Genomic DNA, 12,106 nt, shown 5'->3' on the forward strand with positions numbered 1-12,106 from the left:
AAATACAATTATTTATGGATAAGGAAAAGAGGATTCCAAGATTAAGGACTAAACAATTCGAAAACCATGGATTTATTTTTCTAAATTTGGGGCTCATTTTTTACTATGGCAAAATCGAAGAAGGAAACTCCATTAATGACTCAGTACAATACCATCAAGGCTAAATACCCTGATGCGCTTTTACTTTTCAGAGTAGGGGATTTTTATGAAACTTTTGGGCAGGATGCCGTGAAAACATCCCAGATTCTGGGAATTGTTCTAACCAAAAGAGCAAACGGGGAAGGCAGTATAGAACTGGCTGGGTTTCCCCATCATTCGGTAGATTCCTATCTCCCGAAATTGGTAAGAGCGGGAATGAGAGTGGCGATCTGTGATCAGCTTGAAGATCCTAAAATGGTTAAAGGGATTGTAAAAAGAGGAGTAACGGAACTGGTGACTCCCGGAGTTACATTCAATGATCAGGTCTTAAATTCCAAAAAGAACAACTTCCTGCTTTCTTTACACAAAGAAAAGGAGAAATACGGAATTGCTCTTGTAGACATCTCTACAGGAGAGTTTCTGGTGAGTGAAGGAAATCTGGATAAGCTGCTGCATATCATCAATACTTTTGATCCGAGTGAAATTGTCTTCCAGAGAAGCGTACAGATTCCCGGGCAGATTAAAAATAAAAATGCGTTTAAACTTGAAGACTGGGCTTTTCAGTATAATTTTGCCTACGAAAAACTAACCGGTCACTTTAAGACCACTTCTTTAAAAGGATTTGGAGTAGAAAACCTGCCATTGGCCATTACGGCAGCAGGAGCCATTTTTGCCTATCTGGTAGAAGATACCCATCACAATTTATTGTCCCATATTACAAAACTCCAGATCATCCCGCAGGAGGATTACCTGATGATGGACAACTTTACGTTAAGAAACCTGGAAATTGTATATTCGAGCAACCCACAGGGAAAATCACTGCTGGACATTATTGATAAAACATCCACTCCCATGGGAGGAAGATTATTGAGAAGGAGAATCATCCTTCCTTTAAAATCTGTGGATGAGATTATGAGACGGCTTTCCCTGATTGATTTCTTAAACGAAAATGACAGTCTGAAATATGAAATCTGCCAGTTATTAAAGTCGATTTCAGATTTGGACCGGTTAATGGGAAAACTGGCAGCAGAAAAAATTTCACCTAAAGAATTGGGATATCTGCGTCAGAGTTTAGTGAATATTCATAAAATAAAAGGGCTTTTACATCCCCATGCTGAGGTATTGGTGTGGCTGGAGCCTTTATATGACCTGGAAGAACTGATTACGTTTTTACAGAACAATTTAAATGAAGAGCTTCCGGTAAGCCTGGCCAAAGGAAATGTTATCAAAGAAGGAGTTTCCGAAGAGCTGGACCGATTAAGAGGGCTTCAAAGCAAAGGCCGTGGTTTCCTTGATGAAATGTGCCAGAGAGAGATTGAAAGAACAGGAATCTCAAGCCTTAAAATCGATTTTAATAATGTTTTCGGATATTATATTGAAGTCAGAAATACACATAAAGATAAAGTTCCCGGTGACTGGCTCAGAAAACAGACATTGGTAAATGCGGAACGCTATATTACAGAAGAATTAAAAGAGTATGAAAATCAGATTCTGGGAGCGGAAGAGAAGATAGGGGTTCTTGAAAATGAACTTTACAGAAATGTATGTGCTGAAACGATGGTTTATATAGACCAGATTCAGGGAAATTCCAATATCATTGCTCAGCTTGACGTTGCTGTAGGATTGTCGGAACTGGCAGTTTCTGAAAGTTATACAAAACCTATTCTGAATGACGGCTATGCCATTGATCTGAAAGAAGCAAGACACCCGATTATTGAAAATGCCCTTCCGTTAGGAGAAAAATATATTCCGAACGATATCTTTTTAGATAAGGATTCCCAGCAGATCATTATGGTTACAGGGCCTAACATGGCCGGTAAATCAGCCATTCTGCGTCAGACGGCTATTGTATGCCTGCTGGCCCAGATCGGAAGCTTTGTCCCGGCAAAACATGCTGAAATCGGATTGCTGGATAAGATCTTTACCAGGGTAGGAGCCACGGATAATATCTCTGCAGGAGAATCTACTTTTATGGTAGAAATGAATGAGGCCGCCAATATTCTGAATAATATTTCGGAGCGTAGCCTTATCCTGCTGGACGAGATCGGCCGCGGAACTTCCACTTATGACGGAGTTTCTATTGCATGGGCTATTGCGGAATATCTTCATCAGCATCCTTCGCAGGCCAAAACCTTATTCGCGACCCATTACCATGAGCTGAATGAAATGACAGTGAATTTTGAACGCGTGAAAAATTTCCACGTCTCTATCCAGGAAAACAAAGGAAACATTATTTTCCTCAGAAAGCTGATTCCCGGAGGCAGTGAACACAGCTTCGGTATTCATGTGGCAAAGCTGGCCGGAATGCCGGCAAAAGTGGTAAACAGGGCCAATGAGATCCTTAAAACACTTGAAGCAAGCAGAACCCAGGGCGCGGGAACCTCTGAAAGCATCAAAAGAGTGACGGAAGAAAACATGCAGCTCTCTTTCTTCCAGCTGGATGATCCGGTTTTAGAGAATATCCGGGAAGAACTGACCAAGATAGATATCAATACTTTGACACCGATTGAAGCTTTAATGAAGCTCAATGCCATAAAAAAAATGATTGGAGGTTAATCCAATCATTTTTTATTGTAACTGATCTTATTGCCGCTTAGCAACAATATCCGTCTTTACCTCTCGGGCCAATGATAAGAAAATGACTTACCCCTCGCAGTTTACAAAGACCCTCTGTACAGGCAGTGCTTCCGCCGTTAATCTCGCTTAGCTCATGTTTGGTGAGCCTTCTCTTTTGAATACTGGAATTTTTCATAATGATCCGGATTAATTTGCAGGTTTTGATTAAATGGTATTAACAGCAAGGTCCATCCTGGATACCGTGAACACCATACATTTCCTCGCCGGTATTCGGGTCAAAACAACTCAATACCAACGGACAAAACGGTCTTGCTCCACTGATGTCTTTCATTTCTTTTTTCGTAAGTTTTCTTTTTTGAAGATTTGATTTTTTCATGATAATTTAATTTGGTATCAGGCTAATTTACATTTTATTTTACATAATTCAATGCTTCGTGAATCAAAAAACGAATAATAATTAAAATTATTAACAAAGTTTAACAGTTTGATATTCATAGAGAAAGAATGGATTGCTAATTTTGAGTATGAAAAATTTGACATCAGTATTAGCTGTATTTCTGTGCTGCACAATTTTTAAAGCTCAACAGAAAGAAGTTCAGGTGATGAAATATGAAGATCTTGAAAAACGTATTCACCAGGAAAATGATAAACTTCTTGCCGTAAACTTTTGGGCAACTACGTGTGCGCCTTGTGTAAAGGAACTCCCTTATTTTATGGAGGTCAATAATAAACATACCGGAAATCCGAAATTTAAAATGCTCCTTGTTTCTCTGGACAGGCTGGTAGATAAAGAAAGGGTTTTAAGATTCATCAAAAACAAAAATATTACTGCTGAGGTGGTTCTGCTTGATGATATTAAAAGGATGAATACCTGGATTCCGAAATTTGAAAAAGACTGGGACGGGAATATTCCTGTTACCATTTTTTATAAAAACGGAGAGAAAGCCTATTTTAATGACGGCGAAATGAGCAAAGAGGAGCTTGAAAAAATAATTACAGAAAATGTACAATAAACAATATATATATGAAAAATCTGAAAATGTTAGTAGCCATAGGTATTGTTGGCTTTGGGCTGTTAAGCTTTACAACAGCTGGCCATGATAAAAATGTACCCAGGAAAGAAAAGACGGCTTCCGTAAAGGGATATGAAATAGGAGATGAAGCCGTAGATTTTAAGCTTAAAAATGTTGACGGAAACATGGTTTCTTTAAGTGATTTTAAAAGCTCAAAAGGGTTTATTGTCGTATTCACGTGCAACCACTGCCCGTATGCAAAGAAATATGAAGACAGGATCATTGAGTTGGATAAAAAATTTAAGGACCAGGGGTATCCGGTGATTGCTATAAATCCTAACGACCCGAATGTACAGCCTGAAGACGGATATAAGCAAATGGTCGGCAGAGCAAAGCAGAGAGGCTTTACCTTCCCGTATCTGGTGGATGAAGGACAGAGAATTTATCCGCAATATGGAGCAACGAAGACTCCTCATGTTTTTGTATTGCAGAAAGAGAATGGGAAAAATATCGTAAAATATATTGGAGCTATTGACAATAATTATGACAACCCGAAAGAGGTATCGGAATATTATGTTCAGGATGCCGTGAATGCCCTGATCAAGGGTGAGCCGGTGAAAATGACCAAAACAGTTGCCATTGGATGTACGATCAAAGTAAAGAAATAATATATTTGCTTACATAAAATGAGATCGGCGTTCCTGGAATGCCGATTTTTTATGCCTTAACCAAAATTGAAATGAAATTTAAATTCAGCCTGAAATATCTTCTTCTGACCCTGCTTATTTTGCTGGTGGAAGTATTAATTGCCACTAAGCTCAGCGGTATTTTCTTTGTAAGAGCTTATCTCGGTGATGTCATTGTCGTGATGCTTCTCTATACGTTTGTAAAGACCTTTATTGAGATAAATGATCGGAAACTGATCGGAGGAATCCTGATTTTCTCCTGTTTTATTGAATCCGCCCAATATTTCAATATTGCAGAAAAACTAGGCTTCCGGCCTGGAAGCCTGATGTATATCGTGATCGGAAATTCTTTTTCTTGGATTGATATTCTATGTTATGCCGCCGGATGCTTATTGCTGTATCTCTTTGTAAGGATGACCGTACCGAAAAATGTAACCGCAGCTTCTCATCCCTAATCCAGCCGGCTATCTTCCAAAGCTGTCGTATTGATCTTCCGCATACTTGATAAAACGGTTCAGTAATGCCACATTTTCTTTTTCCATAGGAGACAGATCTTGGTCCACATTGCCGGAAACCGGAATGTACCAATCCGTCTGCTCAAAGAAGTTTCTGTAGGTTTCTTTTTTAAAGGAATAGCCGTGTCTTGCAAATACTGAATTTTTGATGATCTCAAGATCCAGCTTTCTTAAGTTTTTAAGATCTTTTTCCGTTAATTTCTGCTTGGATGCATTCAGTTTGAATATCGCTTCAGAGGCTACACGGTTTTTAGTTGTTTTATACCTTTCTGTCTTTCCGGTTTCCTCATCCGTATATTTTTCAGTAAACTCTTTAGAATCTGACCAGTCTACCAGGTCAGAATCCTTATCCAGCATAAAGTTGGGATTGTAAACAAACTCTTTTTTAGTCAGTTTAAGTGTTTTTGAAGGGGCTTTTACTGATGTTTTATTAAAGGCATTCCACTTTCCGGTTAAGCTGTCACCTTTCAGTTTTACCTCAAATCTTCCGTCTGTTTTATCATTTCCGGGTTCATCCAGTACAAAAGATGCTGAAGCCTCATTGAAAACTCCTCTGAACGGGCGCTGGTTCCCATTAACGATACTTTGTCCGTAAACGCTGTCCTTTGTAATTCTGTTGATCTTTAAAGAAATTCTTTTATAGTTATTGACATCATATTCCGAGCCGTCCGTTTCGTCCACTACCTTTTCCATTCCGGCAAATTCACCGGTATAGATTCCGTAATATTCTTTATGAACTTCAGGAACGGCCACGGAGTCTTTTTTTGCTGTAAGGGAATCTTTCCCCGATTCATTAATCTTTCCGTCTTTTTTGCAGCTTGCCAAACAAACAGCCAGTAAAGAAATAAGAGTGTAATTTAAAATTTTCATATCTGTTTTTTTGTGATTAAAAATTCAATAATAAGGATATTGGGGATCCAGCCCAGCCATGCAATGATCTGATAGACATCCATAGGATTGGGATGAAATAAATATACGATAATAACTTTCCACATTCTCAGCGTAATGGCAGATAATGTAAAAGCAAAACTCCTCCACATCCACTGCTTGTGTTCTTTAAACTTTTTCTGTCTTGCCTGCTGATACGCTTTAAACGTTGAAAACCACCATAAAAAGCCTAAAATAACAAACGAAACTTTAGATAAAATACCTCCGTTGGCAAATATCCCCATATAAATTCCTGAAGGGGCAGCCAGGACCAGGATGAGAAAAATATATACTTTTCCCATATTCCGGTGGACGTTTTTTAATCCAAAATCCTTTCTGAGAATGGCCAGAAATCCTGAAAGAAGCACAAAAATACCGGTATAAACATGAGTATAGAAAAACGTAAGATACTCCGGTCTTTCTACAACTTCTGTCTGTTTGATCATGAGAAAACTGACTTCAGGATTAAAAGGAATATATTCTATGGTGATTTTCAGCATCAGCCAAAAGAAATATATAAATCCTATGATGAGAAGGATTTTAAAAAGAGTATTTGTATTTCTTTTAGCAGAGAGCATTGTCCGTTAATCAAAGCTTATAGTAAGAGGAAAAGTATAATAGCTGCGGACAATCACACCATTGGATTCTGCTGGTTTCCATTGGGCTTTCAACGATTTTATAGCTCTTTCTGTTTCTTTATTGAAATCGGCATTATCTCCGGTTACTATGATGTCGTCTATTTTACCTTTGATATTAACTATAAACTTTGCTCTCGCAGTGATTATTCCTTCCCCTTTTATTTTTTTCGTCCTTATTTTGTCAGCAATATCTTTTCGAAGTGCCATCAGGCCTCCGGGATATTCAGCGTGTTTGGTGTTTGCAGCATTATGCTGATCTTTGGAATGGTCCTCCACAGGTTGTATTTTATTTTCTTCTGCTTGAGCAAATGCAAGCCCAAATCCAAGGCATAAAATGAATACTAATGTTTTTTTCATGTGTTTAGTTTTTAGTGTTTTTTACAAGTTATTGAGATCCTGCGCAATCAGCCATCCTTCGCTCCAGCATGCCTGGAAATTGAAACCTCCCGTTACGGCATCTATATTCAACACTTCTCCGGCAATATAAAAATTAGGAAGGAGTTTTGAGGACATGTTTTTAAAGTTAATTTCCTTTAAATCAATACCTCCAGCCGTTACGAATTCATCTTTAAAAGTAGATTTTCCGGTTACCTGAAACTTTTTTGGCAAAGGTTTTCAAGAATTTTCAGCATTTCCTTTCCGGAAATATTAGCAACCTGTTTGTTGAGGTCAATTTTTGAAATCTCTAACATCTTCTGCCAGAATCTGTTGGTAATATCAAAGATCTTGGATTGTCCGATCGTCTTTCTGGGATTATTTTGTTTGAAATTATGGAAGATTTCCTCAGCTTCATCCATTTCTATCGAAATAAAATTAACTTCAATTTCAAAGTTATATTTAAGCTTGGCAAGGCTTATGGCTTCCCATGCAGAAATTTTCAAAACGGCAGGTCCTGAAAGTCCCCAGTGGGTAATAAGCAGCGGCCCGCTTTCCTCGGTTTTCAGCTTCGGAATCGAAATTCCTGCGTTTTCGAAACTTGTTCCCGGAAGATCTTTCAGCAGTTCATCTTTGATGTTAAAAGTAAAGAGGGAAGGGACAAGATCTACAATCTTATGACCCAGATTTTCAACAATTTTCAGCGACTTTGGAGAACTTCCGGTGGCATATACAATATAATCTGCCTCAAAGTCTCCTGAATTGGTTTTTACGATATATTTTTCATCCTGCTTTTCAATCTCTTTTACCGTACATTTTGTTTTTACAGAGACTTTTTTCTTTTGGGTTTCGTTCAGAAAAGTATTGATGATGGTTTGGGAAGAATTGCTTTCAGGGAAAGTCCTGTTATCGTTTTCAATTTTCAACGGGACATTACGCTGATCAAACCATTCCATGGTGTCACCTGGCTGAAATTTGGTGAAAACACTTAACAATTCTTTATTTCCACGAGGATAAAACTGAACAAGCTCTCTCGGATCAAAGCAGGCGTGGGTGACATTACAGCGCCCGCCTCCGGAAATTTTAACCTTCTGAAGGACATCAGAGTTTTGTTCCAAAATCGTAATTGTATATTTCTTTTCGTCAAGATTGGATGCACAGAAAAAGCCTGCAGCACCGCCTCCGATAATAATGATCTGTTTCATGTATATGTAATCCTATGCGGAAGATTATTTTTTCAAAAATACTCAAATAAGAATTTTTATAAACCATCTTATTTGAGTATTTTTGAAGATTATAATTTTAATGAGACCAAAAACGATTTTCAAATGATTTTCTACCATAAATTTGAAGTGCGATGGAGCGATCTTGATGCCAATAAGCATTTAGCCAATTCATCTTATGTACAATACTGTGCCCAAGCCAGAATGGCTTTTATGACGAAAGAGAAAATGGGAGTAACCCAGTTAAGCAGATGGGGAATCGGTCCGGTGATCCTGCACGAAAGATATTCTTTCTTCAAAGAGATCTATGCTGATCAGACAGTAATTGTAAGTGTGGAAATAGACGGATGCTCGGAAGATTCTTCCATCTACCGTTTCCTGCACAAATTCTATACACCGGATGGTGTACACTGTGCAACCTCGGAAGCTACAGGTGTATGGATTGATATGATGCTTAGAAAAATGACCACTCCGCCAGATGATGTAGTGGAAGCAATGAATAAATATAAGAGCCCGGAAACGGTGGTATTATCGAAAGAAGATTTTAAAAAGCTTCCTTTCCATCCAAACAATATTGACCCGGCAGAATTTACTAAATAATTCAAAATTCAAAGTTCAAAGTTTAAAGCTTCAAAAGACTTTTTTACATTGGACATTAATACAAAAAAATCATGTTTGAAGATAAATCACAGGAGCTGACGCCCATTTCGAAATTAGGGGAATTCGGTCTTATTAAGCATTTGACAGCGCATTTTCCGCTATCCAATGAGTCTTCGGAGCTTGGAGTAGGAGATGATGCAGCGGTTATTAATCCTGATAACAAAAAAGTAGTTCTTACAACAGATGTGCTGGCAGAAGGAGTGCACTTTAATCTGGGGTATGTGCCTTTAAAGCATTTGGGATATAAAGCAGTGGTGGTGAACCTCAGCGATATTGCCGCTATGAATGCTGTTCCTACCCAGATATTGGTTTCTCTTGCGGTTTCCAACCGTTTTCCGGTGGAAGCTTTAGAAGAAATCTATTCCGGGATTCAGGCCGCTTGTACAAGATATAAAGTTGATTTGATTGGAGGAGATACTACAAGCTCCAATTCAGGGTTGGTGATGAGTATTACTGCTGTAGGAATTGAAAATGATGAGAATATCGTAAAAAGAAGCGGAGCAAAACCGAATGATCTCCTTGTGGTGAGTGGCGACCTGGGTGGAGCGTATATGGGATTGCAGATTCTGGAGAGAGAGCATGCTGTTTATCTTGCCAACCCGAATATGCAGCCAGAAATGGAAGGGTATGATTATATCCTGGAAAGACAGCTGAAACCTGAAGCAAGAACCGACGTTAAAACGATTTTGGAGGAACTGGACATTAAACCAACTTCTATGATTGATATCTCTGATGGTTTAGCTTCTGAGATCCTGCACCTTTCTGACCAGTCAAAAGTAGGATTCAGATTATATGAAGAAAAAATCCCAATGGACAGTCTTACCATTTCTACTGCGGATGAAATGAATCTTAACCCAGTAATGACCGCATTAAGCGGTGGTGAAGACTATGAGCTGCTGTTTACCATCTCTCCGAATGATTTTGATAAGATAAAAAATCACCCTGATTTTACCATTATAGGGCATTCTGTAGAAAAAGAAGACGGAAACTTTATGGTAGCAAGAGGATCCAACCAGCTGGTAGCCCTTACGGCCCAGGGCTGGGATGCTTTTTTAGGAAGCCGGCAAAACGGATAAAATTTAATTTTAAATATTGTAGGGAACCGCAGCTCTTGGGCTGTGGTTTCTGTTTACTATTTACTAACCTTTTTACCTATCAATGGATGAATTTACCAGAAAAAAATATTCCCGTTCATCACCTTACTTCAGAAGAATTTCAGCTTAGCACGCTGCAAACAGGGCATCCGGAGAATTTTAATGACATTCACCGGCACAATTTTTTTGAAATCATCTGGTTTGGTGAAGTTCAGGAAAACAGCAGCCTGGAACTGGATTTTGAAAGCCACAAACTCCGGAACGGGCAGATCTGCATTATTGCCCCCGGGCAGGTATTCAACATGAAACTTCGGGGAGAGAAAGGCTATGTAATGGCCGTGACAAGAGAGATATTTAAAGAAGCCTGTGCTATAGAATCTATACTTACCGGCGGAACGATACCTTTTTCTTTAGACAGTGAAAGTGAAAAGACCTGTAAGTCTATTATTTCGCTTATTGAGCAGGAATATCATGGGCCTTTAAGACTTGATCTGCTGAAAACCTACTTAAGAGCTTTTTGTATCATCATTGCAGAGCAGATCAATCTGCAGGACTCTTTACAAAAAGACAGGCAGCGTATCCAGGAGCTGATAATCCTGATAGAAGAGTATTATACCATTCATAAGGATACGGATTTTTATGCAGATAAAATAAAAATCAGTTCCCATCACCTTAATGATATTGTCCGGCTTTCCAGAGCGACCACTGTTAAGAAAATGATTGCACAGCGGCTTTTGCTTGAGGCCAAACGAGAACTTAGCTTTGGCGCTTTAACAGTGAAAGAAGTTGCTTTTAAATTAGGGTTTAGTGATGCTTCCTATTTTTCCCGATTTTTTAAAAAACATACAGGCCAGAGTCCCGATGGATTTAAGTCTGGGAATGGGTAATCCTCAGAATGTTCCTTTGGATTTGGCTTAAAATAATCATAACGGATATAGTTTGCAGATTATGATCCTCAGTTTGTGCTGTCCTTCCTTCAGTTCTTTTATTGAAAGCTTTTAGTTTTTACCGCAATTTTGCAGGCATAAAAAATCGCCTGTGAAGGCTTATTGTTATTTATGAAGAATTTGAATTTGGTAGTGTTTATTCTGGCGCTACTCAACACGTTGGAGTCCCTGAGTATAGATCTTTACCTTCCTGCTTTCCCAAGTATGGCCCAAATTTTTAAAACCGATATCGGGCATATCCAGATCTCCATTTCTGTTTTCTTTGCCGGATTTGCTTTTGGACAGCTGCTATGGGGCCCGTTATCAGACAGAAAAGGGCGTAAACCCATTTTATATTGCGGCTTACTGCTTTTTATTACAGGAGCAACAGCCATATTTTTTACGTCCAATATTTATGTTTTATGGGCAATGCGTTTTCTGCAGGCTTTCGGAGGAAGTGCCGGCATTGTTGTCGGAAGAGCAATTGTGATTGATCTTTATGATAAACAGAAATCTATTGCCATTTTTTCCCAACAATCCCAGATCAGCGGTATTGCTCCCATCATTGCTCCGCTATTGGGGAGTGTATTCCTTAAATTCTGGGGATGGAACAGTTCGTTTGCCTTTTTATGCATCATGGGGCTTATCACTTTTTTTATGGTCTACAAATATGTTCCTGAAACCCATGTGAAAACTGATCTTTCCACTGATGCAGAGAATGAAAGAGGATTAAAAGACCAACTGAAAATGATCATCACCAATAGGGATTTTATCAACAGTACAATGGTGGGAAGTATTGCTTTTGCCTCTCTTATCATTTATATTTCAAGCGCTCCGTTTTTATTTATGGAGCTTCATGGATTTTCGAGCGGGGTTTTCAGTTTTATATTTGCTTTCAATTCATTAGCATTGATTACGGCAGCCTATATTACGCCTAAATTAATCAAAAGAATAAACAATTCAACTCTTTTATTCACAGCTACTATTGTTTTGCTGATTGTCTGTGCCCTCCATATTCTTATTGCGGCTGGAAATATTGCTGTAGCGCTGGAAATTGCAATGTTGTACCTGTCATTATTGGCGATAGGGATTTTATTTCCTATTACCTCAGCCCATGCCTTATCCCCCTTTAAAGAAGGGCGTGGAACTGCCGCTGCATTGCTTGGATTTACCCAGCTGATCATTACATTTTTAATGTCCGCGCTGATTGGCTTTTTAGAAGCAGACTCCATCATCCCGATGGTTGTGGCCCGCGCAGGAATGGCCTTGATCGCGGTCTGGTTTGGCTACCGCATTTTTAAGACTCGAACAGTACCCGTTTAAAAGATTGTGTA

13 protein-coding genes and 1 pseudogene are annotated in these 12,106 nt (G+C 38.9%); 8 read left to right on the forward strand and 6 right to left on the reverse strand.

Annotated elements, in window-relative coordinates:
• Nucleotides 1-105 precede the first annotated feature (105 nt).
• Nucleotides 106-2,694, forward strand: coding sequence for a DNA mismatch repair protein MutS (mutS, locus tag MUW56_RS10610; RefSeq protein WP_292013168.1), 2,589 nt, complete (start codon nt 106-108; stop codon nt 2,692-2,694).
• Between the two features lie 37 nt (nt 2,695-2,731).
• Here the strand turns inward: mutS and MUW56_RS10615 are convergent, their stop codons facing one another.
• Together MUW56_RS10615 and MUW56_RS10620 are read right to left on the reverse strand one after the other, a co-directional pair.
• Complete coding sequence (locus tag MUW56_RS10615) at nt 2,732-2,890, reverse strand: hypothetical protein (RefSeq protein ID WP_292013169.1); 159 nt, start codon at nt 2,888-2,890, stop codon at nt 2,732-2,734.
• Between the two features lie 39 nt (nt 2,891-2,929).
• The gene (locus MUW56_RS10620; RefSeq protein ID WP_292013170.1) at nt 2,930-3,091 is read right to left on the reverse strand and encodes a hypothetical protein; all 162 of its coding nucleotides are present in this window, start codon (nt 3,089-3,091) and stop codon (nt 2,930-2,932) included.
• A 148-nt stretch (nt 3,092-3,239) separates the two neighbouring features.
• Here MUW56_RS10620 and MUW56_RS10625 point away from each other — a divergent pair, with 148 nt between their 5' ends.
• From MUW56_RS10625 to MUW56_RS10635, 3 genes are all read left to right on the forward strand, one after another.
• Entirely contained in the window at nt 3,240-3,728 is a 489-nt protein-coding gene (locus tag MUW56_RS10625; RefSeq protein WP_292013171.1) for a TlpA disulfide reductase family protein, read from the forward strand.
• 11 nt (nt 3,729-3,739) lie between these two features.
• Nucleotides 3,740-4,396 (forward strand): thioredoxin family protein, encoded by a 657-nt coding sequence (locus MUW56_RS10630; protein WP_292013172.1) that lies wholly within the window; start codon nt 3,740-3,742, stop codon nt 4,394-4,396.
• A 71-nt stretch (nt 4,397-4,467) separates the two neighbouring features.
• Nucleotides 4,468-4,869, forward strand: coding sequence for a DUF2809 domain-containing protein (locus MUW56_RS10635; protein ID WP_292013173.1), 402 nt, complete (start codon nt 4,468-4,470; stop codon nt 4,867-4,869).
• A gap of 9 nt (nt 4,870-4,878) precedes the next feature.
• On the opposite strand, the gene MUW56_RS10640 is transcribed toward MUW56_RS10635, so the two are convergent.
• From MUW56_RS10640 to MUW56_RS10655, 4 genes and pseudogenes are all read right to left on the reverse strand, one after another.
• A complete protein-coding gene (locus MUW56_RS10640) occupies nt 4,879-5,799 on the reverse strand; it encodes a YARHG domain-containing protein (RefSeq protein ID WP_292013174.1) in 921 nt (306 codons plus the stop codon).
• The gene (locus tag MUW56_RS10645; protein ID WP_292013175.1) at nt 5,796-6,356 is read right to left on the reverse strand and encodes a DUF2306 domain-containing protein; all 561 of its coding nucleotides are present in this window, start codon (nt 6,354-6,356) and stop codon (nt 5,796-5,798) included. Before MUW56_RS10645 ends, MUW56_RS10640 begins: the two co-directional genes overlap by 4 nt.
• Before the next feature lie 84 nt (nt 6,357-6,440).
• The gene (locus MUW56_RS10650) at nt 6,441-6,851 is read right to left on the reverse strand and encodes a hypothetical protein (protein WP_292013176.1); all 411 of its coding nucleotides are present in this window, start codon (nt 6,849-6,851) and stop codon (nt 6,441-6,443) included.
• Between the two features lie 21 nt (nt 6,852-6,872).
• Nucleotides 6,873-8,074, reverse strand: a pseudogene (locus tag MUW56_RS10655) (NAD(P)/FAD-dependent oxidoreductase).
• A gap of 123 nt (nt 8,075-8,197) precedes the next feature.
• Between MUW56_RS10655 and MUW56_RS10660 the strand changes: the two are divergent.
• The 4 genes from MUW56_RS10660 to MUW56_RS10675 all read left to right on the forward strand — a co-directional run bounded on the left by MUW56_RS10660 (nt 8,198) and on the right by MUW56_RS10675 (nt 12,095).
• Nucleotides 8,198-8,692: a thioesterase family protein gene (locus MUW56_RS10660; protein WP_292015403.1), complete on the forward strand. Its 495-nt coding sequence runs from the start codon at nt 8,198-8,200 to the stop codon at nt 8,690-8,692.
• A 71-nt stretch (nt 8,693-8,763) separates the two neighbouring features.
• Entirely contained in the window at nt 8,764-9,828 is a 1,065-nt protein-coding gene (gene thiL, locus MUW56_RS10665) for a thiamine-phosphate kinase (RefSeq protein WP_292013177.1), read from the forward strand.
• An 86-nt stretch (nt 9,829-9,914) separates the two neighbouring features.
• The gene (locus tag MUW56_RS10670) at nt 9,915-10,733 is read left to right on the forward strand and encodes an AraC family transcriptional regulator (protein ID WP_292013178.1); all 819 of its coding nucleotides are present in this window, start codon (nt 9,915-9,917) and stop codon (nt 10,731-10,733) included.
• Between the two features lie 171 nt (nt 10,734-10,904).
• Complete coding sequence (locus MUW56_RS10675) at nt 10,905-12,095, forward strand: multidrug effflux MFS transporter (protein WP_292013179.1); 1,191 nt, start codon at nt 10,905-10,907, stop codon at nt 12,093-12,095.
• Nucleotides 12,096-12,106: the final 11 nt, after the last annotated feature.

The sequence above is a fragment of the Chryseobacterium sp. genome (assembly GCF_022869225.1).
GTDB lineage: Bacteria > Bacteroidota > Bacteroidia > Flavobacteriales > Weeksellaceae > Chryseobacterium.